20 protein-coding genes are annotated in these 22,204 nt (G+C 46.2%); 14 read left to right on the top strand and 6 right to left on the bottom strand.

The genetic code is table 11. The features are described 5' to 3' along the window. The coding region (locus QUB10_RS24260; protein ID WP_333205789.1) for a hypothetical protein at positions 1–185 on the top strand (185 nt) is incomplete at its 5' end. Between the two features lie 133 nt (positions 186–318). On the opposite strand, the gene QUB10_RS24255 is transcribed toward QUB10_RS24260, so the two are convergent. Both QUB10_RS24255 and QUB10_RS24250 read right to left on the bottom strand, forming a co-directional pair. Continuing rightward, positions 319–1,665 (bottom strand): sorbosone dehydrogenase family protein, encoded by a 1,347-nt coding sequence (locus QUB10_RS24255; RefSeq protein WP_333205788.1) that lies wholly within the window; start codon positions 1,663–1,665, stop codon positions 319–321. A 444-nt stretch (positions 1,666–2,109) separates the two neighbouring features. Beyond that, a complete protein-coding gene (locus tag QUB10_RS24250) occupies positions 2,110–2,610 on the bottom strand; it encodes an autotransporter (protein WP_333205787.1) in 501 nt (166 codons plus the stop codon). 683 nt (positions 2,611–3,293) lie between these two features. Between QUB10_RS24250 and QUB10_RS24245 the strand changes: the two genes are divergently transcribed. Then, positions 3,294–3,929 (top strand): L,D-transpeptidase, encoded by a 636-nt coding sequence (locus tag QUB10_RS24245; RefSeq protein WP_333205786.1) that lies wholly within the window; start codon positions 3,294–3,296, stop codon positions 3,927–3,929. A 204-nt stretch (positions 3,930–4,133) separates the two neighbouring features. Here QUB10_RS24245 and QUB10_RS24240 read toward each other — a convergent pair whose 3' ends face one another. Then, complete coding sequence (locus tag QUB10_RS24240; protein ID WP_333205785.1) at positions 4,134–6,002, bottom strand: tetratricopeptide repeat protein; 1,869 nt, start codon at positions 6,000–6,002, stop codon at positions 4,134–4,136. A gap of 65 nt (positions 6,003–6,067) precedes the next feature. Continuing rightward, positions 6,068–6,841, bottom strand: a complete 774-nt coding sequence (locus QUB10_RS24235; RefSeq protein WP_333205784.1) for a Uma2 family endonuclease — start codon at positions 6,839–6,841, stop codon at positions 6,068–6,070. A gap of 281 nt (positions 6,842–7,122) precedes the next feature. Here QUB10_RS24235 and QUB10_RS24230 point away from each other — a divergent pair, with 281 nt between their 5' ends. After that, positions 7,123–7,872 (top strand): abortive infection family protein, encoded by a 750-nt coding sequence (locus QUB10_RS24230; protein WP_333205783.1) that lies wholly within the window; start codon positions 7,123–7,125, stop codon positions 7,870–7,872. A 140-nt stretch (positions 7,873–8,012) separates the two neighbouring features. On the opposite strand, the gene QUB10_RS24225 is transcribed toward QUB10_RS24230, so the two are convergent. Together QUB10_RS24225 and QUB10_RS24220 are read right to left on the bottom strand one after the other, a co-directional pair. Next, on the bottom strand, positions 8,013–8,255 hold the full coding sequence (locus tag QUB10_RS24225) for a PAN domain-containing protein (RefSeq protein ID WP_333205782.1): 243 nt from the start codon (positions 8,253–8,255) through the stop codon (positions 8,013–8,015). A gap of 25 nt (positions 8,256–8,280) precedes the next feature. Beyond that, positions 8,281–9,147, bottom strand: coding sequence for a HEAT repeat domain-containing protein (locus tag QUB10_RS24220; RefSeq protein ID WP_333205781.1), 867 nt, complete (start codon positions 9,145–9,147; stop codon positions 8,281–8,283). A 211-nt stretch (positions 9,148–9,358) separates the two neighbouring features. Here QUB10_RS24220 and QUB10_RS24215 point away from each other — a divergent pair, with 211 nt between their 5' ends. From QUB10_RS24215 to QUB10_RS24165, 11 genes are all read left to right on the top strand, one after another. Continuing rightward, on the top strand, positions 9,359–10,171 hold the full coding sequence (locus QUB10_RS24215; RefSeq protein WP_333205780.1) for an ABC transporter ATP-binding protein: 813 nt from the start codon (positions 9,359–9,361) through the stop codon (positions 10,169–10,171). A 152-nt stretch (positions 10,172–10,323) separates the two neighbouring features. Next, positions 10,324–11,061, top strand: a complete 738-nt coding sequence (locus QUB10_RS24210) for an ABC transporter ATP-binding protein (RefSeq protein WP_333205779.1) — start codon at positions 10,324–10,326, stop codon at positions 11,059–11,061. After that, positions 11,058–11,918, top strand: coding sequence for an EamA family transporter (locus QUB10_RS24205; RefSeq protein ID WP_333205778.1), 861 nt, complete (start codon positions 11,058–11,060; stop codon positions 11,916–11,918). The genes QUB10_RS24210 and QUB10_RS24205 overlap by 4 nt, the downstream gene beginning before the upstream one ends. Positions 11,919–12,079: 161 nt before the next feature. Next, positions 12,080–12,202, top strand: coding sequence for a hypothetical protein (locus tag QUB10_RS24200; protein ID WP_333205777.1), 123 nt, complete (start codon positions 12,080–12,082; stop codon positions 12,200–12,202). Positions 12,203–12,263: 61 nt separating this feature from the next. After that, positions 12,264–16,409 (top strand): cobaltochelatase subunit CobN, encoded by a 4,146-nt coding sequence (cobN, locus tag QUB10_RS24195; protein WP_333205776.1) that lies wholly within the window; start codon positions 12,264–12,266, stop codon positions 16,407–16,409. A 45-nt stretch (positions 16,410–16,454) separates the two neighbouring features. Next, complete coding sequence (locus QUB10_RS24190; RefSeq protein WP_333205775.1) at positions 16,455–17,564, top strand: ATP-binding protein; 1,110 nt, start codon at positions 16,455–16,457, stop codon at positions 17,562–17,564. Then, positions 17,564–18,247, top strand: a complete 684-nt coding sequence (locus QUB10_RS24185; RefSeq protein WP_333205774.1) for a DUF3226 domain-containing protein — start codon at positions 17,564–17,566, stop codon at positions 18,245–18,247. The genes QUB10_RS24190 and QUB10_RS24185 overlap by 1 nt, the downstream gene beginning before the upstream one ends. A gap of 41 nt (positions 18,248–18,288) precedes the next feature. Beyond that, positions 18,289–19,956, top strand: a complete 1,668-nt coding sequence (locus QUB10_RS24180) for a hypothetical protein (RefSeq protein WP_333205773.1) — start codon at positions 18,289–18,291, stop codon at positions 19,954–19,956. Positions 19,957–20,124: 168 nt separating this feature from the next. Further along, complete coding sequence (locus tag QUB10_RS24175) at positions 20,125–20,355, top strand: hypothetical protein (RefSeq protein WP_333205772.1); 231 nt, start codon at positions 20,125–20,127, stop codon at positions 20,353–20,355. A gap of 48 nt (positions 20,356–20,403) precedes the next feature. Beyond that, on the top strand, positions 20,404–21,324 hold the full coding sequence (locus QUB10_RS24170; RefSeq protein ID WP_333205771.1) for an NAD(+) kinase: 921 nt from the start codon (positions 20,404–20,406) through the stop codon (positions 21,322–21,324). A 362-nt stretch (positions 21,325–21,686) separates the two neighbouring features. After that, entirely contained in the window at positions 21,687–22,172 is a 486-nt protein-coding gene (locus QUB10_RS24165) for a hypothetical protein (RefSeq protein WP_333205770.1), read from the top strand. The last annotated feature ends 32 nt before the right edge of the window (positions 22,173–22,204 follow it).

Here is a 22,204-nt window from a genome sequence, read left to right as displayed (position 1 = left end):
TATTATCTCCGATGATTCACTTTTACTTCCTCAATCCGCGTATGTGCCAGTTGGGGGTGCGGAATGTGGGTTACAAAACCCGCCGCAACCCAGCGAATCTCAAATTGAATAGTGAAATTATGTCCGGTCGAGCGACCCCGATTTTGGTAGGGGCCCGTGAGCCAACAATACCTGCCAATAATTGATCATCTCAAAAACCCGCCCCTACCGGGATATTATGGTTAATCGATCGGACATGATATGAAATTAGAAAAGAAGATAAATTCTTGATTCAACGAAAAGTATACGAGGGTGAAGAATTTATCGAACGCCCAATCGTCAGCGGCGATACTGCACCCGATAAATCCGGTTGTTCGCTTCCTCAGTAAACAGCAAACTCCCGTCAGGTAAAACCAGCAAACCAACCGGCCTCCCCCAAGTTTTCGGGCCCGACGGATCTGTCAGAAAACCAGTCAGAAAATCCTCATAATAACCTTGAGGGCGTCCGTTCGCCGCATTAAAAGGTACAAACACGATTTTATAACCAGTTCCAGCGTTGCGATTCCAACTGCCGCGAAACGCCACAAATGCCCCGTTCAGGAATCTTTTGGGAAACGTTTTGCCGTCGTAAAACTGAAGCCCCAAAGCGGCCGAGTGCGCCTGAAACAGCACGTCTGGCATTAATGTTTTAGCCGCTAAATCAGGTCGATCGCTATTGCCATTTCTAGCGTGGCGCGGGTCGAGCAAATTCGGCTTAAAATAAGTGTAAGGCCAGCCGTAAAACTCGCCTTGACGAATTCTTGTCAAGTAATCGGGCACCAAATCATCTCCCAAACCGTCGCGTTCGTTGACTGTCGTGTAGAGTTGATTGGTTTTTGGGTGAAAATCCAATCCCACCGGATTTCGCAAACCCGAAGCAAAAATTTGCTGGTTCTTGCCGTCCAAATTCATGACTTGAACAGACGCCCTCGGCAGCGGTTCGACATCGGCATTAGACTGCGATCCAACTGATACGAAAAGCTTGCTCTTGTCGGGGGAAACGACAACATTTCGCGTCCAGTGTTGGTTGTAGCCGCCGCCCGGTAAATCGGCAATTTTTTGACCAGTACCTGTCAATTGTTCCTGCCCTTTTGTGTAGGGAAATCGGCGGACTTCAGCGGTATTTCCGAGGAAAAAATAGCGATCGGCAAAAGCCATGCCAAAGGGAATATTTAACCCGTTTTGGGCACTTGCAAAAGTCTTGCGAACCTCAGCAACGCCGTCGCCGTTGGCATCTCGCAACAGCGTAATCCGATTCTGCCGGGTTTCTGTTACCAAAACATCGCCTGTAGGCGTCAAAGCTAGCCATCGGGGAGCGTCTAAATTGTCAGCAAAAACGTTGACGACAAAGCCAGGAGGCACTCGCAGCACGGGCGATGCGGGAATCGGTACTACTTGAGGAGGTTTTGAGGCGCTTTCGCTGGCTCCTGGTTGCGGCAAAGCAGTTGCAACAATGCGGATTGGCTGCGCCGACAGCGGTTTGGTCGGTACAATTTGATTTGTCCCAACATTTGCCACCGGTGCACGGGAGGGAATTTGCGACAGGGGGCCGTTGTCGCCAACAGCAGGGGCGATCGCATCTGTAGCTCGATCGCACGCAATCATCGGCAACAGCAGAATTAGCAGCAAGAAACGCAGATAATACATAGCAGCGATTTCTCCACAATTGCTGGACAATTCTATTATTCTAACTTCTATTAAGAAATGAGAATTAAATAACCTGCAATGGTGATTTTCTTGTGGGATGGGCGTCTCGCCCGTCTATAAGGGGCGGGCGAGACGCCCATCCCACAGGCTTATGCAAATTATTTAATTCACGATCCTAAACAGCGAAGCCACCGCGCACGCGGTGGCTTAATTCTGCTTACTCATATCAGTTGCAAAAAAGAATGCAACTGTAGACCTGCGATCCAAACCTTGAGCTTGATCAGTCAATCGATTTTAGATTTTAGATTTTAGATTTTAAATTTTAGATTGAAGAAAGCGAGCCCACGAATGAATCCAAGGGCCCCGGATCAAACTGCTTGATTGTCATTGCCAATCTTCAATCGAAAATCGAAAATCGAAAATCGAAAATGGTATAACCTAGCTTTACCAGAGTCCTCTCACAGGAGCCGGACGGGGAGCCGGAGCCGGAATAGGACGGGGAGCCGGAATCGGAGCCGGACGAGGAGCCGGACGAGGAGCCGGACGCGGTGGCGGTTCTGGGGCCGGACGCGGTGCCGGTGCTGGGGTTGCGGGACGAGCAACCGTTGTGGCTACAACCTTATAATCGGGGATCACCGCGATATTTTGGATCTGAGATCCGGCGACGGTGGCTCTGACTTTCATTCCCGGTACTAAGCCAATAATTCTCAGGACGCATCTTTGAACCCTGAGAGTCCTGTACGGCGCGCTTTCTTCGCGAATAGTTACTACATCGCCGACAATACTTTTGACAAAACCGACAATGGTTGTAGTGTTTGCTGTTGTGGTGGTCTGCGTTTGGGCTATTTGAGTTGCAGGGTTAGCCATCGCAGGATGTACTGAGACCGCCGAAATTAGCACCGACAGTGTTGCACCTGTCAATAATTTGATGTTCTGAAGACGCATTGAAACCTCACATTAACTGCTATTCAGGGTCGGGTTTGCTTCCGCTGCACGAAAGTCCCAACCTCTATACCTAATCCAGTTTAATCCCCAGAGTAGGAAATTTATGACAATCTCAAAAAAAGATTATCGAACAAGTATTGAAAGACTAAATTTTACATCATAAGTTCCCGATTTACAACAAGTTCAGCGGTTTGCATCTCTAGAGTGTTGCCGTGATATATTGAGTTTATTCGATCGACCTTAGCAGTTTTTTTCCGCCAACCTAACTGTTGCTGGGAGGAACTCTACCTAAAGACAGATTGTGCTTGCCGGATACAGCAGCGCCATAGTTTGAATACTCGATCGCCCGCTGGCCATTGCTAAAAAATCAAATTAGTCGGAGGTCAAATTTAATCATTTTCTTGCAAGATTTACGCAAAAAGCGGGTTTTTTAACGACATTCTCTTGCGTAACTCCACTGAGCAGCTTATAAAAACCTTGTGGTTTTGGTATTATTGCCTAAGCTTTGTGTTGAGTTACAAGTTATCAGTGGTGGAATTTCAACTAAAAACTGTGCAGCGCAGTTGCCGTCAAAAAGCTATGTCAAAACTTGTCGTCAAAACTTTTCAGATCGGGTGCAGTTTGCGGATAATTAGATAGGAACTTTGTAGGAACTGCTGGTTAGGAGTTTAGCGAACAAAAAAATGGTGAACAGCAAATTTTTATTTAACAAGTTAATTGTCCTGAGCTTGAGTGCAGTGGCGCTGTCGGTCGCCGTACAGCAGCAGGCGGCTGCCGAACTGGTGGCTAATTCAAGTAATAGTGCGATCGCAGCGCAGCGGCCAACATCCGAGACACAATTGCCGAATCTCGGAACCCCAGAACTGCCGCCCTTGGGAGAACCATTTCGTTATCTTCCCCAGGAACCAAAGCCTGCGGTAAATCCTATTGAGGAAGTGCGTTTAGTGCTGAAATTGCGAGAACGCCGCGTCTATGTTTACCGACAAAATAAGGTGCAAACCAGTTTCCCGGTTGCTGTGGGAAAAGGCGGCTGGGAAACTCCTACAGGCAATTTTAAAGTGATGCAAATGATCAAAGATCCAGTTTGGCAAAATCCTTGGACAGGAGAACTTATTCCTGCGGGGCCAGACAATCCATTAGGGAGTAGGTGGATGGGGTTTTGGACGGATGGCAAGAATGTGATTGGTTTTCATGGTACTCCGAATCCAGAGTCGATCGGGGGGGCGGCTTCTCACGGTTGTGTCAGAATGTTTGACAAAGATGCACAGGCTTTATTTGAGAAAGTTGCAGTTGGTACGCCGGTGATAGTTGAGCATTAATTATTCGGAGGTTGGGGTGCATCAAAAAACATCAGAACAGGCAAGATGCCTGTTCCACAAAAATTAAATTTTCTTGTGGGGAGTAGGGGTTGGGCATCCTGCCCGCCCATGAAAGACTGATTGATAATGGTGATTTTCGGTGAGTTAGAACTGACACCTTAAACCTCTGTCAGCAACAGGCTTTCCGGCCTGTTCCACAAAAAGTTAAATAGATTGCTGGTATTTTTCCAGCAACTCCGGGATGTAATCGTAGCCATCAACACCGATCGCCGGAATGATATTCGCTCGACTTTTAGCCAAAGCTTGTTTAAAAGATTCAGCCCCCATTTGACCCCGCAAAATTGTCAACAAACCAGCCGATTGACGCCACTCCATCGCACCAATTTGCTCCAAAGTATACATCCCCAAACTGCCCGCAAATATCGCTTTTTCTAGTGAGTTGATTCTGTAATAAGCTTGAGCCAAGTAAGCCAAATTCAGACCTTGCAAATATAAATCCCCTGAGAATTGAGCCGCTTGCCAACCTTTGAGCAAATATTCGATCGCACCTTCAGCATTTTCTAGGGCGATTTTAGCAATACCGAGACTGCTGGAACAAAAAGCTTGACTTTGCCTGTCTCCCAATTTTTCCGATAGCAACAAACCTTGTTCCAAATAACCGATCGCACTCTCATAAACCTCCGGTTCCACCTCCTCCAACTGCCGCGCTTGAAACACTTCACTGTAACCCAAATTAGCTAGAGCATTTGCCTCGCCTTGCCTTTCTCCCGCTTGTCGTGCCATAATTAAAGCCCGCTGGCTGTAATTAATCGCTTCCTGATAATTTTTTTGAGCAACATAGTTGCGGCTGATGTGATTGAGATTGGCAACTTCGCAAGCTTTGTCTCCTTCGGTACGGGCAATTTCCAGCGCTTGCTTGTGCAGCAAGAGCGATCGCTCGTAAGCCCCAGCCGCCTGCATCGAATAACCCAAAAGCGTCAGAATCCGAGCTTTCGCTTGAGTGCCTTCAACTCGGCGCAGCGGTTCGTCTAAATAATCCAAAGTATGCCGCAGAGCTTTACCATCAAATGAAGCAAAAATCCCGCCGTAAAGCGGAAAGTATTCTCGCTGAGAAAAAGCACGCAAAATTTGCAAAGTTACTTGAAAACAAGCATTTGCCAACTGTTCCCCACTCTTGGTAGAATTATTAAACCCACTAGCTAGCTGACTCCAAATTACCGCAAAAGTAATGTAAGTAGAAATTGAAGCTTTTGTTGACACTTTGGAATCGTAAACTTGCTTGTCAAACCATGTCGCCAACGCCCGCTGCAAGCACTGCAAAATAATCGCCACTTCCACCAATATGCCTAAATCTAAATTCGATTGCTGGGCTGCGAATTGAACTACAGATTCACCGAGCGCAATAGTCTTCAAAAGAGCCTGGGGAAAGGGACTGTTAACTTTTTTGGCCCAAAAAGCCCAAGGCCCATTTTCTTCGGGACTACCGGCAAATCCTAGCTGCTGCGGCTGATAAATCCAGCCCACAAGTTCCGGTTCCAAACGCTGCCAAGATTCTAAACCTTTAGCGATGCCGGCGGTTATTTGCTGCAAATCTTGTTCGGTTTCGGGATTGGCAGTTTGCAGCATTTGTTGGTGCAGAGATTTGGCTAATTGCTGCAATTGAGCCAGAGTCAGCGGATGTTCTTTATTCGGATCGATTACTTGCAATAATGCCAGGAGGCGGGCGTTAGATTCGGCACTAACGATTTGTTGGATTGAGGAGGCAATTTCGCGATCGACGCGGTTATCTTTCTGCCAGCGTTCCCATTCTCCTTGGATGGTTTTGAGAGCTCGGAGGGTGCGATTTGCCTTTGCTTGTTTGATTTCGTCTTTTTCATTTCTGAGTTGATTTTCGGCGGCATCAAGGCGTTCACCGAAACAGCGTTCAAAGATTTCGCCAGTACCGGTACTAATGTCTTGCACCAGCATTTGATAAACTTGTTCTTTGGAGCGAATTTGACCTTTGAGGGTGATTTCGACAATTTTGTCGATTAGGGCTAGGTAGCGATCGCGCAATGAGGTAGAGTCTGGCATAATTTATTTTTAGTTAATAAGTTTTTATGGACACCGCAGACAGTATTTCGCGCTGCTACTTAATTTTACAGCTCCTCTGGATTAATGCCCATTGCTCGGAGTCGATCGGCTAATCGGTTTGCTCGCTGACTTTCTAATTCAGCTCGTTGACTTTCTAATTCAGCTCGCTGCCTTTCAAACTCCTCTGGAGTCAGAACCCAATCGCCACTGACATCGTACCACCGCAGCCACAACCTCGAACAACCTTGATAACAACCTTCCCACAAACCTATACCTAATTCTAATTCCGGTATCCAGAATCTGGGTTCGGTTAAAACTTGTTCGCGGTAACGATTGCCAATCAAGCGAAATACTCTCAGTTGATTGTTGTACCGACTGAAAACAAAGTAGTAAGGAATCTGCAAAATCTGTTCGTAAACTCGCCACTTAGTAGGCGGTTTATTTCGTGTTTCTTCTGTGATTCCTAAATCCTCATCTTCAGTTCCAGGTGACACGAGTTCTACTACTACCAGAGGACTGACATTTTCTTGCCACATCACGTAGCTGAGGCGCAATTCGTCACCTCGATAAAATCTCGGAACCCCCAAGACGACAAACCAATCAGGTCTTTTGTACCAATTGAGATGGTTAGAATCGTAGTAGAGATTGAGGTCTGTCGCTATAAATATTTGTTCTGGCGGATGGTTAGCGGGGCGGCAGGTTAGGCGCAGCAGTTCGGGTTGAAACTCGTGGAATTCGTCAGGCAAACCAGGCTCCTCCGGGTCTTCACTGGGTAGATCGTACATCGTAGGGAGGACTTTTGTTTGCGAAGGCTGCGAATCCGGTACGTACATCGTCATAAGATTACCCAGGCGAGACGGCTTGAGGAGATTGAAGCGGTACGGCAATTGTAATATTATAGCGCGATGTGATTTCTTGCGGCAGAAAGTCGGTATCTTTTGCACCGGGAATCTTAGCTAAATGGCGATCCTTGGGAACACCATGTTTAATAGTTGTAGTTAGTGAGGCATCACAAAAAAGATGAAAATAAAGCTATACGATCTTAAGCTAGATAGTTGATTGGAAAATGTGAGTTAGTAAAGGTTAGAATGTTGAGGTTAGAATTCAGATTTTAGAAACGATGATGACACGCTTAGATAAAGTACGGCAACTCCAAGATATATTTATTGCTTGTGCAACAGGTGGCGATCACAGTGATCGGGAATACCGTAAACTCCGTTTAGAGTTATTGAGAGATAGCGCAATCAGAGATCGCCTTCCTCAATTTGTTAGAAATTGCGACGAAATCTCAAAATTCTGGGGTTTTATTAAAGCAAAGTTCGGTACCTACCAAGAACGAAGGATGTTTATATGGGAAGAATTTGGTTCATTGATTGCGTCTCTAGAGCAAAATATTATTGTGGCTCAACCAGCAGATGATGATATTTCCGCCATTCTTATCAATTTCGATACAGAACAGGTTCATATTGCTTGGCAAAAAGCTCTTGAACGCCGAAATCAAGATCCAGAAGCAGCGATTACTATGGCGCGTACATTAATCGAATCGGTTTGTAAACACATTTTGGATGAAGCAGGCATTTATCATAGTGATAAAGATGATTTGCCTAAACTATATTATGAAACGGCTAAGCAACTTAATCTGGCTCCTCAACAACATCAAGAAGAGGTTTTTAAACAAATTCTTGGTGGTTGCCAGAGTGTGATTTCAGGACTTGGTACTTTACGTAATAAGCTTAGTGATGCTCATGGTAAAGGGAAACAAGCTATTAAACCTTCTCCTCGACACGCTGCACTTGCTGTCAACTTGGCGGGTTCAATGGCAGCTTTTTTGGTCGCAACTTGGGAGGAACGATTGTCGAAAGCGACCTAACAAGGCGATTGGAACGGACTGGGGAAAGCGACTGGTAAGATTACAAAGGCTAGTTGGAGTCACTCAATCAGAACTTTAGACCGTTGAAATGCTGACCTTGCAAAGGGAAACGTTAAAAACATTTCGTTTCCCTCTTTCTGTTACCACCTCGGTCTAATACTAGAATTCCGGCCTTCTCTCAGACTTGGCGACGGCACACCATTCTTGAAATAACACCAAGCTCGATCGCCCTCCACTCCCGGCCTCACAAAAGTAAAAGCCTGACATTGTTCATCAAACACACGGATTTGTTTGCAAAGATCCGGGTCTGGTTGGCTAATGTACATATTCCTATAATCAGCGCCGATTCTGTCAGTATTTAACTCTAAATTCCACCTTGTCAACAGGCACTAGCTGCCGCATTGCAGTTTAAGCTTTTGCACGGATTTTATTCAAAGCAGAGGCTGTACTACTACGCACATTTGGATTGGAGTCTTTCAGCAAGATAATTAGCTGCGGCAGTGCAGTTTTAGCTTCTGCACCAATCATCCCCAAAGCAGAGGCTGCACTACTACGCACAGTTGCATCTGAGTCTTGAAGCAGGGAAATTAGCTGTGGTAGTGCAGTTTTAACTTCTGCACGCATCCTTGCCAAAGCATAGTCTGCACGGCTACGCACAGTGGCATCGGAGTCTTTCAGCAACAGAATTAGCTGCGGCACAGCAGTTTTAGCTTCTGCACCCATCTTTCCCAAAGCATTGGCTGCACGGCTACGCACATTTGCATCGGAGTCTTTCAGCAACAGAATTAGGTGTGGCACAGCAGTTTTAGCTTCTGCACCAATCCTTCCCAAAGCATAGTCTGCACGGCTACGCACCTCTGCATCCGAGTCTTTTAGCAAGAGAATTAGCTGCGGCAGTGTAGTTTTAGCTTCTGCACCAACCGACACATCTGAGTCTTTCAAGGTTTTGACAAGGGCAGGAATAGCAGGGAGGCCCATTTGTCTCCGAACCTCAGCAGCACTCTGGCGGACTGACAAATTCTGAGCCTGCAAAGCTTCCATCCAATCAGGGATGGCTGGTTCACCTATTTTTCGTAACAGCTTAATAGCTGCATCAAGTGCCGTTTCATCGTTAATATTTAACTTCTCGGTGAGGGAGGGAATCTCTTTGGGATTAGCTGTGGGTTCGTCCCCAATTCCAGCCGCAGCATTGCGAGTCAACAGCAAAGGGGATGTGAAAGATAGAAACGAGAGGGCAATTACGGTAGCTAATCTTTGTCGGCAGTGCTTCGTCATGGGTCAGAATCCTTGTGTTTGATGAGCCGTCTCAGCCATTTGAATAATTGTGTATACATTCTCATCAAACTGTTTCAGGACTCCGGGTGCTCTAAATTTGTGCTTGTCTGTGGTGAAATCGATCGCCCTAAATACTGCTTAAAAAGCCGCACTTTAAGAACATTCCGCAGTCTAAGGCATAATTAGATATCTTATATTCTATGATTTGTTTATGATTTCCGAACCCCTTACCGTCTCAAGCAGCAATCCTGTTTTAGCAGCCAAAGGATTAACTCGCCGATTTGGTGGTTTAATTGCTGTAAACAACGTATCTTTTACAGTTGAAAAACACGAAATTTTTGGATTAATCGGCCCTAACGGCGCGGGCAAGACAACTCTATTTAATCTAATGACTGGACTGATACCTGCTTCTAGTGGCAACCTGATTTATCAAAATGAAAATATTTCCCAATTGAAGCCTTATCAAATTGCTAATAAAGGTATTGCCAGAACTTTTCAAAATATCCGGTTGTTTGGGGAACTTTCTGCTGTGGAAAATGTGGCGATCGCCCGACACATCCACAGTCGATCGGGCAATCCAGTTTTATCGGTGCTGGCGGGGATTTTCGGCTTGCCAGCATCTAACGCAATGGAACGCAAAACCCAGCGAAAAGCCTTAGAATTGTTGGATTTAGTCGGATTGGGCGATCGCGCGGGCGAACAAGCCAAAAACTTGCCCTACGGCGACCAGAGGCGCTTAGAAATTGCCCGCGCTTTAGCCCTAGAACCGCAAATATTGCTGTTAGATGAACCTGCAGCGGGGATGAATCCCAATGAAAAGCATAAATTAAGCGAATTTATCCGCGAAGTGCGCCAACAATTCAATTTAACTGTAATATTGATCGAGCATCATGTACCGCTAGTTATGGGATTGTGCGATCGAATTGCCGTCTTGCATTTCGGTCAGCTTATTGCCTTGGGCGAGCCTGCTATTGTGAGGAACGATCCGGCTGTGATAGAGGCTTATTTGGGAGATGAAATGTAGATATAGCGAAATTGGATAAAACTCACATCTTGCACCATTCTCACGCATTCTGTAGGGGCGGGTTTCACCAACAATAATTGCCTAAGACCAATAATTTCATAAACCCGCCCCCACCCAACGGTAAATCGGAATCTACCTCAAAGTAACACAAAATGCACGACACCCCGCCAGAAAAAACCCAAAACATTCTCTTAGAACTCAAAAACCTTTCTGTAAATTATGGTGGCATTCAAGCCCTACAAAATATTAATCTCACGATAAATGCGGGCGAGGTTGTCAGTCTCATCGGTGCCAACGGTGCGGGCAAAAGTACCACACTCAGGGCTATTTCCAAAATAGTTAATATACACCACGGACAAATTATTTATAGCGGGCGCGATATTAGCCGCCGCCAAGCTCACGAAGTTGTGAAATTGGGAATCGCCCACAGTCCAGAAGGGCGGCGGGTTTTGGCGCAGCAAACGGTGTTAACTAACTTAGAATTAGGGGCTTATATTCGATCGGACTCGGCGGCTGTAAAAGCCGATTTAGAGCGCCAATTTGAGATATTTCCCCGCTTAGCAGAAAGGCGCCGCCAGCTAGCAGGAACCCTCAGCGGCGGGGAACAGCAAATGCTGGCGATCGCCCGCGCGTTGATGTCGCGCCCTAAACTGCTATTATTAGACGAGCCTAGTTTAGGCTTAGCACCTGCGATCGTCAAAGAAATTTTTGCAATTATTCAAAACCTGCGCTCCACGGGCGTTACAATCCTTTTAGTCGAACAAAATGCCAGTTTAGCACTGCAAATTGCCGATCGGGGTTACGTGCTAGAAGCTGGTAACATTACTCTCACAGGTATTGGAGCAGATTTGCTAAACGACGAGCGAGTCAGGAGCGCATATTTAGGATGACTTGGTTAATTTTAGGACTCTTGACCGCTTTCTTTGAAGCCGTCAAAGACGTTTTTGGCAAACAAAATCTCAAAAAAAGTGACGAATATGTTGTAGCTTGGTCTCTCTCATTTTTTTCAGTCATCTTTTTGATTCCCTGGGTATTATATACAGGAATTCCGCCATTAAACTCTCATTTTTGGCTCGCCCTATTAATCGGAGGTAGCATCAACGCTGTCACATCCCTCCTCTACATCAAAGCCATCAAAGTATCAGATTTATCCCTCACACTACCGCTGGTAGCTTTGACACCATTATTTATGTTGGTAACTTCACCATTAATTGTCGGGGAATATCCCAAAATCTTTGATTATATTGGCATTTTACTAATCGTACTCGGCTCTTATTTATTAAATATAAAAGAGAAATCTAAAGGATATTTAGCCCCATTCAAAGCACTCCTGGATGAACCAGGGCCAAAATTGATGTTAATCGTCGCATTGCTATGGAGTATTGCCTCAAATTTTGACAAAATAGGAGTTACAAATTCCTCCCCTATTTTTTGGTTATTCTCTTTGTTTGGTACAATCAGTGTCTTGCTACTGCCAGTTTTATTGCACAAAACCCCAAATCCAGGGCGAAAAATTCTCAAACAATTACCAATGCTAGCTGCTATGGGGTCTTTCAATGCTATTGGAGTGCTTTTTCAAATGCAAGCTTTGACATTAACTTTCGTAGTGCAAGTGATCGCGATTAAGCGTACTAGCGTGTTAATGGGTGTATTGTTCGGTCATTTAATTTTTAAGGAAAAAGATATTCAACAAAGATTATTAGGGGCCGGAATCATGATTTTGGGAGTTTTATTTATCAGTTTATAGGTTGAGATTTCCCGGACTTTGACCACGAATTTCTTGAGGGTATTCGCCACGTGATTTATCCGTGGAATCAATCCAAAATCGAAAATCGAAAATCACTTATTGCCCCCGCATTTATCTCGCGCAAGTAAATCTAAAATCTAAAATCTAAAATCTAAAATCGATTGACGCTCATTCTCCCCCCGAATTTAGGGGCGGTGCGACCCCTACTCCCCGTGCCCGCCCTCTCTCGGTTGGGCGGGGATGTCCGGGTTGAGAAACAAGCCCTAGCCTTTATTTATCTATAAGTCATGTTATACTCAAGGCGATCGCACTTTCTCTCACTATTTATTAAGATAAAAAAAATTAATGCACAAAATAGCAGCCACACCCGGAGGTTGGAACCCTCAAGCAGAAGGAGTAATTTTTATTCAGCAAACCCCAGCACCAATAGTATTTATTAGTGCTGCTGACACCGACATTCAAACACTCGCAGCCGCCGCATCCAAAATGCCGGCAAAATTCCCCAAAGTGCGGGCAGTAAACCTGCTTCAGTTGCAGCAACAACTAACAATTGATACTTATGCCGAGGAAGTTTTAGAACGCGCAGAGGTAATAATCTTAAGACTTTTAGGAGGGCGTTCTTATTGGTCTTACGGGTTAGAAATTCTGCGAGAAACGGTGCAAAAAACTAACGCCTCACTGATTGTAATGCCGGGAGAAGACAGTCCCGATCCCGATTTAATCAGCCATTCAAATGTATCGCTATCAGCAGTCAATAAACTGTGGCGTTACTTCACAGAAGGCGGAGTCCAAAACTTTGTTAACGCACTCAAATTTGCAGCCGATACTTGCCTGAAAACTGCTTACAATCCACCCCTACCTCAAACAGTTTCCCGCGTCGGAATTTATGATTGGGGCGGACAGGCGCGGGCGTGTTTTGCAACTTTACAACCAGATTCATATCCCCCTAAATCCCCCTTAACAAGGGGGACTTTGACAACTTCTTCCTCCCCCCTTGCTAAGGGGGGCTGGGGGGGATCTCCGGGTTTACCAACCGACGCTGCTCCCCCTAAATCCCCCTTAACAAGGGGGACTTTGACAACTTCTTCCTCCCCCCTTGCTAAGGGGGGCTGGGGGGGATCTCCGGGTTTACCAACTACATCTAAAGTCGGAATCTTATTTTATCGTGCTCATTACTTATCAGGAAACTTAGCACCAATTGATGCACTTTGTCAAGCTCTAGCAGAGCGAAATTTAGTCCCAGTTCCCGTCTTTGTGTCTTCTTTGCGGGAACCAGATTTGCAAATAGAATTGCTGGAATATTTCCAACCTAAAGAATCAGAACCAATTCAATTATTGCTCAACACCACAAGTTTTGCAGTCTCCGGTTTCAGCAGTCAAGAACCGGCACAAAACAGCTTAAAATCCTTAGACGTTCCCGTATTGCAAGCAATCTTCAGCGGTGGCGGTTTGGAACAGTGGGAAACCGAACTTCAGGGGCTTTCGCCCCGGGATGTGGCGATGAATGTAGCATTGCCGGAAGTAGACGGAAAAATCATTACTAGGGCTGTTTCTTTTAAAGCCGTACAGACTTGGAACAGCGAATTAGAAACAGATGTAGTAGGCTATGTAGCAGCGGGCGATCGCATTTCATTTGTAGCAGATTTAACCGCGAATTGGGTGAAAATGAAACAAACCCCAGCCGCTAACAGACGCATCGCCATAATTCTAGCAAATTACCCCACTCGCAACGCCCGCTTAGCCAACGGCGTCGGCTTAGATACACCCGCTAGCTGTGTCGAAATCCTCAAAGCTATGCAGCAAGCTGGGTATCAAATTGAAAACATCCCCGCTAGCGGCAACGAGTTAATTGAACTCCTGACTTCGGGCGTGACAAATGACCCGGAAGGACGCGAATTGCGGCCTGTTCATCAATCTTTGGATTTGGCAGAATATGAAGAATATTTTGCTAGTTTGCCGCAGGAAGTGCAAGATGGGATTTGTAAAAGATGGGGGATTCCGGGAAGCTATGCACAAGACTTTATAAGTAACAATACGTCTTTTCCGATTCCGGGGATTCAGTTCGGTAATGTATTTGTAGGAATTCAACCATCGCGGGGATATGAAATTGACCCTAGTTTGAACTATCATGCACCCGACTTAGAACCAACTCACAATTATCTAGCTTACTATTACTGGCTGCGCGAAAAGTTGGGAATTGACGCTATAATTCATGCTGGAAAACACGGCAATTTAGAATGGCTTCCCGGTAAAAGTATAGCATTGTCTAACAAATGTTATCCAGAAGTAGCGTTAGGCGCGATGCCGAATTTTTATCCATTCATTGTCAACGATCCGGGGGAAGGTTCCCAAGCAAAAAGACGATCGCAAGCCGTGATTATCGACCACCTGACACCGCCGATGACTCGCGCCGAACTCTACGGGCCTTTGCAGCAGTTGGAAACCTTAATTGATGAGTATTGCGAAGCCCAAAGTTTAGATCCGTCCAGATTGCCCATGATTCGCGATCGCATTCTCGCCCTCACCAACAAAGAAAACTTAGATAAAGACTTAGGAATACAACTAAATAAATCGGAATTTACAGAATTTATTACCCGCACAGACGGCTATCTTTGCGAACTCAAAGAATCCCAAATTCGCGACGGATTGCACATTTTCGGGCAGTGTCCCGAAGGTAGACAGTTGAGAGATTTGATAATTGCGATCGCCCGCCATCCCACCAACGGGCGATCGGGCTTAACCCGCGCCCTAGCAGCAGACTCAGGCTACGATTTCGACCCGTTAACGGCCGATCCCACCTCAATAATTCAGCACCGCACAGCAGGCGATTTAACAGCAGAACTCGAAGAAAAAGCCGCTGAATTAGTAGATAATTTAATCGAAAACATCCGCGTTTCTCCGCGTTCATCTGCAGTTAAAAATTTCCAAATCGGAGAAGCAACCCAACAAGAATTAGACTGGATAAACAACTATCTTTTACCTTCACTCCTCCAAACAAACCAAGAAATTACCAACCTGTTGCGCGGACTAGATGGGCGGCACATACCCAGCGGCGCATCCGGCGCGCCCACTCGCGGCAGACCAGACGTATTGCCCACAGGTCGCAATTTTTACTCAGTAGATATCCGCGCCATTCCCACAGAAACCGCCTGGAGAGTTGGCCGAGTTGCCGCTGAAACTTTAATCGAAAGATACACCCAAGAAAACGGCGAATATCCGAAAACTTTGGGTTTGTCCGTGTGGGGAACATCCACCATGCGGACGGGGGGAGACGACATAGCCGAAGCCTTGGCGCTGATAGGAGTTCAACCAGTTTGGGATGGCCCTTCGCGCCGGGTTGTAGATTTTGAAATCTTGCCAGTTTCTGTTTTGGGGCGGCCGCGCGTTGATGTTACTTTGCGAATTTCGGGATTTTTCCGCGATGCTTTTTTTAATTTAATTGATTTGTTTGACAGTGCGGTAAAAGCTGTGGCAGATTTAGACGAATCGCCAGAAAACAACCCTTTAGCAGCACAAGTTAAGGAAGAGATTTTGTATTGGGAATCTACAGGTTTGAGTCAGGAAGAGGCGCAAGGGCGATCGCAATTTCGAGTGTTTGGCTCAAAACCGGGTGCTTACGGCGCAGGACTTCAAGGCATAATTGAAGCTCAAAACTGGACAAACGACGCCGATTTAGCAAAAGCTTACATTAATTGGAGCAGTTACGCCTATACAAGTACCCCCCCAACCCCCCCTTACCAAGGGGGGGCTAAATCTAATTCCTCTCCTTTACCACCAGAGAATACCCCCCCAACCCCCCCTTACCAAGGGGGGGCTAAATCTAATTCCTCTCCTTTACAAGGCGGGGTTAATTCCAACTCTTGTCCCCCCCCTTTACAAGGGGGGGTTAGGGGGGGTGAATGGGGATGTTCTGCACCCGAAGCATTTGAAAAACGCCTCGGCCAAATGCAAATAGTTTTGCAAAACCAAGACAACCGCGAACACGACATCCTCGACTCCGACGATTATTATCAATTCCAAGGCGGAATGACGGCCGCAATTCGCAATTTGCAAGGCAAAAATCCTGAAACCTATTTCGGAGACAATTCAATCCCTGAAAATCCAAAAGTGCGACAACTCAGAGAAGAAATTGCGCGGGTTTATCGCAGTAGGGCTGTGAATCCCAAATGGATAGAAGGTGCGATGCGCCACGGTTACAAAGGTGCTTTTGAAATTGCAGCAACAGTTGATTTTTTGTTTGCTTACGATGCTACGGCAAATTGTGTAGAGGATTTTATGTATGAAGGAATCGCCGAGGCTTACATTTTTGATGAGAAAGTCCAGACATTTATTCAAGAAAACAATCCTTGGGCACTGCGAGATATGGCGGAAAGATTGCTAGAAGCTCGTCAGCGGGGGTTGTGGGAGAGTGCGAACCAGGATACATTGGATAAATTGAGGTCGATCGCCCTGCAAGCCGAAGCAGTCATCGAATCCCATACGGGTTTCTAGTCTGAACCGAGAAATGATAGAATTTAGTTAATATGCGAGGAATCCATGTTGCGCGATCTCACCATCCAAAATTATCGCTGTTTTAAAGATTTTCATATCGACGAGCTAGCTAGGGTTAATCTGATAGTCGGTCAGAACAATAGCGGTAAAACTACTTTTTTGGAAGCCATTTATTTATTAGTCCAACAACAGAATATTCAAGCTTTGTTTGATGTACTAAATGGCCGTGGCGAAATGAGCAACATAAAAAATCAACTTGCACCGGGTCAAGCAGTAAACCGCAGCAAGTATGAATTTGAACATATTTTTTACGGACATCAACTAACCCCAGATCAAAGCATTTACATTCAATCTCAGAAAGAAGAACTACTCTCCCTCAAAATTCAAGCAAACCCTACAAACCAACAATTGATAATTCCGGTAGCTGAAGAACTAAAAACAAGCTTTTTAGCATGGGAATTAATTGCTTACTACAATCAGAATGCCACAGTCAAAATTTCACTGCTGCGCGATGCTTCTATTGCTCATCTAGTTTCTTCTAAATTGACCGATAGAAATAATAACTATTTATCGCTTGTTGGTTCCAGTCAAGATAATTTTAATTTACTCAAAACTACGGCAATAACTTTTAACAAAATGGCTGGGCTTTGGGATGCTATTACACTGACACCAAAAGAAGAAAGCGTAGTAGCAGCAATGCAAATCTTAGAACCCGATGTAGAACGTATTAGTTTTACCAGTAATCCCACTAATAACAGTGGTATTTTGATTAAAATTAGAGGACAGAATCACCCAATTCCTCTAGGCAGTATGGGAGAGGGTATGCAACGAATTCTTAGTATAGCAATGGTAGCCGTCTCATCAGAGAATGGGTTTTTGTTGGTTGATGAAATTGATACAGGTCTTTACTATCAAACCCAAACTGATATGTGGCGATTGATATTTGAAACAGCACAGCGATTGAACGTTCAAGTCTTTGCAACTACCCACAGTTGGGACTGCATAGCCGCATTTCAAGAAGCCTTAGAACAGTCAGAAGATAGTTCTGTTGGCAAATTATTTCGCTTGAGTCGGCGCGGTGAGGATATTCGTGCAGTTGAATACACTCCCGATGAATTGTCCGTTGCAGTGCGCCAAAGTATCGAGGTGCGCTGATGCCAAAAGCACGAAAACCTCCTCAATCAAAACCTCAACAGTTATTGGTAGAAGGTAAGAATGACCGACACGTAATCTGGGCTTTGTGCCAGCAATATCAACTGCCAGAAACATTTTCCGTCGAAGTACCGCAAGAAGAAGGTACAGAAGGAGTTGAAGCGCTGCTAAATGGCTTGCCAGAAAGATTGAAAGCAGAGGATTTACGCACCTTGGGAATTGTGGTAGATGCCGATCGCAATTTAAGTGGGCGGTGGCAATCTCTTAAAGATAAACTGAGTTCGAGCGGCTATCGAGACATCCCCCAATTTCCCCCTCCCGAAGGCTGGGTTTGCACACCTTCAGATCCATACTTGCCTCGCGTCGGAGTTTGGTTGATGCCAAACAATCAACTTCCTGGAATGTTAGAAGATTTTGTCGCCTATCTCATCCCCCCTGGCGACACCCTGCATCCGAAAGCCGAAGCAATTTTACAAGAGCTCGAACAAGCCGGACTTAACCGCTACACTTTCATTCATCATCCCAAAGCGCTAATCCACACTTGGCTGGCATGGCAGAAAACGCCTGCAATGCCGATGGGACAAGCAATAACAGCGCAGGTGCTTAGCTGCGATTCCCCGATCGCCTTAATTTTTATAGAATGGTTAAAACATCTGTTTGAGCTAATTGCTCGATCCGCCGGATAATTAGTAATATCTAGTAATGTTTCGCGATCGCTGAAAGCTTTATGATTCGCCGCTACATTGCTAGCATCAGCACCAGAATCCTCAAACGTACCTGCGCCGCAGCCGCCTTGCTAGCCGTAACTTTGGGATGTTCGTCAACGAAGCCACTCAACACCGCAGCGCCATCGGGTTCGATCGAATCCGCCGTCCTAGCGCAGTCCCCAACGTCTCTGTTAGCTCAAAACCGCAACAAAACCAGAAAATCCCTCAGCGTTCCCTCTTGCCCGCAAAACGATGCCTTCACGGAGTCAATTAACTTTGCCACCCAAGCTTCTAATTTGGCTCAATCAGCCAATTCAAAAGAAGACTGGGACGAAGTAGCCGCCCTGTGGGTGCAGGCCGTCGCCTGGATGCAAGCCGTTCCCCCCGGCAGTCCCAGACGGGCGTTTGCGGAGAAAAAAGTAATCGAGTACATGAGAAACCTGGTTTATTCCCAGCAGCAAGCGAGCGCAACCAGATCGCAAGCCAGTACAGTCAGCTTCAGCAGCGATTTGCTAAACGAACAACTCGAACTTTACCTATCCTACGTTGCTGCGGTCGGCCCACCAGATGTTTTGATTGTCGGTAGTTCGCGGGCATTGCAGGGCGTCGATCCCAAACAACTAAAACAATCTTTGGCCCAAAGGGGCCGTCCGGGCTTAAAAGTATTTAACTTTTCAGTCAACGGCGCAACTGCACAAGTAGTTGACTTTCAACTGCGGCGACTTTTGAAGCCCGGTCATTTGCCTCAAATGATTGTCTGGGCGGATGGTGTGCGGGCATTTAACAGCGGCCGAGACGATCGCACTTTTAATTCGATCGTCGATTCTGAAGGCAGCCAACTTTTAGCAGCAGGCATTCGCCCCCAACTGGAGTTGGATGAACCGAATGTGATTCCGGTGTGTTACAGATTCCCGCAGCCCTGCGCTAACAACACTTTCCGCAAAGCATTTACCTCTATCGATCAACCTTTCACGGGCGGGCAAGATGCCCAACCCCTATTCCCCACAATCAAATCCCTCTCTAGTGGAACGGGCATCTTGCCCGTTGCTGACACCCAACCCCTACTCCCCACAATCAAATCCCTCTCTAGTGGAACGGGCATCTTGCCCGTTGCTGAGAATGCTGCAAGATATGAGTTAAAACCAATCGCAGCGGATGCAGCAACTCAAAAAGCACAATTGATTCCAGTCTCACGACGGACAACAGTAGCCATCAGACAAGTCAACCAATTGGCAGATTCGATCGACTCCAACGGATTCATGGCTATGTCGGGCAAGTACAATCCCAACACTTATTATCGAGAACGCGCTTACGTTTCAGGTCAGTACGATCGCGACTACGAAAACTTCAACCTCGGAGGCAAACAAGCAACAGCCTTTAATTCAGTTGTAGCATTTACCAAAGCTCGCAAAATTCCCCTAATTTTCGTCAATTTACCCCTCACCAACGACTATTTAGACGGAACTCGCCTGCGGGCCGAACAGCAGTTCCGGCAGCGAATGCAGCAACTCTCGCGGCAAAAAGGCTTCGCTTTCCGCGACTTGTCCCAGCGGTGGCCTGGCCGCAATGACTATTTTGTTGACCCCAGCCACCTCAACCGCTTTGGGGCGAGCGCAGTTTCTAGCCTACTCGCGGCCGATTCCAGCATTATCTGGCCACGGCCCAAATCCAGCCGCAGCGACGGGTAATACGATTTTAGATTTTAGATTTTAGATTTTCGTTTCGATTAAAGAATTGGGCATAACAGATGATATCAAATCCGCCCTTCATCGGAATTATTCATCTCTCTTCCCTTCCTCTGCGTCCTCTGTGGTTTAATCATTCCGATCTAACCGGAATTGATATGAGATAAGGGTTTGCAGCTTACCAAAAATTGGATTACTTTTTGGAATTACTATAAACCAGAGGGAGAGTCTCCGAGGGGAGATGCCCTGCGGCATCGGAATAATATTTTTCCGAGTACAGTGCGATCGTCCCGATCGCGGCAATTCAGTCTAAAATCTAATCATCTAAAATCCCAAATCTCAAATCTCAAATCTCAAATCGATGTGCACTACGACCGGGACGATCGCGGCAATTCAGTCTAAAATCTAACAATCCAAAATCCAAAATCTAAAATCTAAAATCGATAGGTTGTGCAACTAAAACAAGTAATTATCGCCCACAAAGCCAGAGATACCCTCAGCCAGCGGTGGGCAGAACAGTGTGCCCGCCAATTAGAAAGTCGCGGCTGTCAGGTTTTAATGGGGCCCAGTGGCCCGAAAGATAACCCGTATCCGGTGTTTTTAGCTTCTAGTAATACCCCAATTGATTTAGCGGTAGTTCTGGGGGGCGACGGTACTGCCCTAGCTGCGGCGCGGAATTTGGCGGCTGATGGCATCCCGATTTTGGCAGCGAATGTGGGGGGACATCTGGGTTTTTTAACCGAGTCTTTTGAGGATTTCCAAAATACTGAGGAGATTTGGGACAGACTTGCGGAAGACAGGTATGCTGTGCAGACGCGGATGATGTTGCAGGCAACAGTTTTTGAGGGAAACAGAACCAATCTCGAACCCCAAAGCGATCGATTTTTGGCACTAAATGAAATGTGTGTCAAACCTGCTTCAGCCGATCGAATGCCGAGCTGTATTCTAGAAATGGAAGTTGACGGCGAAGTAGTCGATCAGTATCAAGGCGACGGTTTAATTGTGGCAACTCCCACCGGTTCGACTTGCTACACCGCATCTGCCAACGGGCCGATTATGCACTCGGGAATGGAGGCGATCGCAGTTACTCCGATTTGCCCTTTGAGTTTATCCAGTCGGGCGATCGTCCTCCCGCCCGGTTCAGTCGTCAGCATTTGGCCTTTAGCAGATTACGAACTCAGTACCAAACTCTGGACAGACGGCATTTTGGGTACTGCAATTTGGCCAGGACAGCGCGTAGACGTGCGGAGGGCAGACTGCGAAGCCCAGTTTATTATTTTGCGGGAAAACTATTCTTATTTCAACACTTTGAGGGAAAAACTTCACTGGGCAGGAGCCAGAATTCGGTACAGCAACAATCACCGCAATTAATCCGAATCATTCAATAGACATCGCAAGAATTGCCAGTCTTGAACAGGCAGGATGCCTGTTCCACAATAATAATTATTGAAGAGGTCTAATATCAAGCCGCATTAACCTGTAGGGGCGAGTAGGCCTGAAAAAACCTGTTAAATCACCAACAATAGAACTCTTGCAAAAATACAATGCACCCCACCCCAACCCTCCCCTTAGTAAGGGGAGGGGGCAAGATTATTCTTGTTTCCCCCCTTAATAAGGGGGGTGAATTTGACGAGAGCAAGATATCTAATCTAGATACAAAAACCGCCATCAGCCAACCCATAATCTCTGTACTTTGTTAAGATCGCTCAATATCTTGACAAACAGCCTGATCTATGCAGATTTTCAAAAAATCAACCCGACCTTTCAACCCTCAAGATACATATCCCTGTCCCGTGTGCCGCACCGGTCAAATTTCTACCATGCCGATGATGGATGCCCTAGCTTGCAACTTCTGCCAGCACATTTATACCGCAAGCGTTGAAAGACAATCGCTCCAAATGGCAGACCGCCAACCGCCCGTAACTTGGCACTGGAACGGCAAACAGTGGATAGGAGCGCACCTCGAAGGGGTAGAATTCGGATGGCCCTACTTGGCAGCGGCTATTGGTCTAGTTTTCCTTCCCACTACCTTGCTGGGACTTTCAGCTTACTATTTTCCCCCGGTTCCCGGCAGCCGGTTGTCGTGGCTGCCCGTAGCTTGGACAGGCTTAGCTTTTTTGTCGCATTTAGGCATTGTGCTGTGGTTGATCGGTGAATTTTATCAATTCCCGGTGGCAACTTACTTCAGAGCTTGGGGGCGCAGGATAAGCCGGCGCTAAGTTAAATGCTGTCTAAGAGCCGATCGCCCGAG

The sequence above is a fragment of the Microcoleus sp. B5-D4 genome (assembly GCF_036705145.1).
GTDB lineage: Bacteria > Cyanobacteriota > Cyanobacteriia > Cyanobacteriales > Microcoleaceae > Microcoleus.
The sequence above is the reverse complement of the archived record's forward strand: the minus strand, read 5'-3'. Positions and strand labels throughout refer to the sequence as shown.

Excerpts from the sequence above, each read along its gene's own strand:
- QUB10_RS24255 (WP_333205788.1), bottom strand. The coding sequence starts at position 1,665 with ATGTATTATCTGCGTTTCTTGCTGCTAATTCTGCTGTTGCCGATGATT.
- QUB10_RS24250 (WP_333205787.1), bottom strand. The coding sequence starts at position 2,610 with ATGCGTCTTCAGAACATCAAATTATTGACAGGTGCAACACTGTCGGTG.
- QUB10_RS24245 (WP_333205786.1), top strand. The coding sequence starts at position 3,294 with ATGGTGAACAGCAAATTTTTATTTAACAAGTTAATTGTCCTGAGCTTG.
- QUB10_RS24240 (WP_333205785.1), bottom strand. The coding sequence starts at position 6,002 with ATGCCAGACTCTACCTCATTGCGCGATCGCTACCTAGCCCTAATCGAC.
- QUB10_RS24235 (WP_333205784.1), bottom strand. The coding sequence starts at position 6,841 with ATGACGATGTACGTACCGGATTCGCAGCCTTCGCAAACAAAAGTCCTC.
- QUB10_RS24230 (WP_333205783.1), top strand. The coding sequence starts at position 7,123 with ATGATGACACGCTTAGATAAAGTACGGCAACTCCAAGATATATTTATT.
- QUB10_RS24220 (WP_333205781.1), bottom strand. The coding sequence starts at position 9,147 with ATGACGAAGCACTGCCGACAAAGATTAGCTACCGTAATTGCCCTCTCG.
- QUB10_RS24215 (WP_333205780.1), top strand. The coding sequence starts at position 9,359 with ATGATTTCCGAACCCCTTACCGTCTCAAGCAGCAATCCTGTTTTAGCA.
- QUB10_RS24210 (WP_333205779.1), top strand. The coding sequence starts at position 10,324 with ATGCACGACACCCCGCCAGAAAAAACCCAAAACATTCTCTTAGAACTC.
- QUB10_RS24205 (WP_333205778.1), top strand. The coding sequence starts at position 11,058 with ATGACTTGGTTAATTTTAGGACTCTTGACCGCTTTCTTTGAAGCCGTC.
- cobN (WP_333205776.1), top strand. The coding sequence starts at position 12,264 with ATGCACAAAATAGCAGCCACACCCGGAGGTTGGAACCCTCAAGCAGAA.
- QUB10_RS24190 (WP_333205775.1), top strand. The coding sequence starts at position 16,455 with ATGTTGCGCGATCTCACCATCCAAAATTATCGCTGTTTTAAAGATTTT.
- QUB10_RS24185 (WP_333205774.1), top strand. The coding sequence starts at position 17,564 with ATGCCAAAAGCACGAAAACCTCCTCAATCAAAACCTCAACAGTTATTG.
- QUB10_RS24180 (WP_333205773.1), top strand. The coding sequence starts at position 18,289 with ATGATTCGCCGCTACATTGCTAGCATCAGCACCAGAATCCTCAAACGT.
- QUB10_RS24165 (WP_333205770.1), top strand. The coding sequence starts at position 21,687 with ATGCAGATTTTCAAAAAATCAACCCGACCTTTCAACCCTCAAGATACA.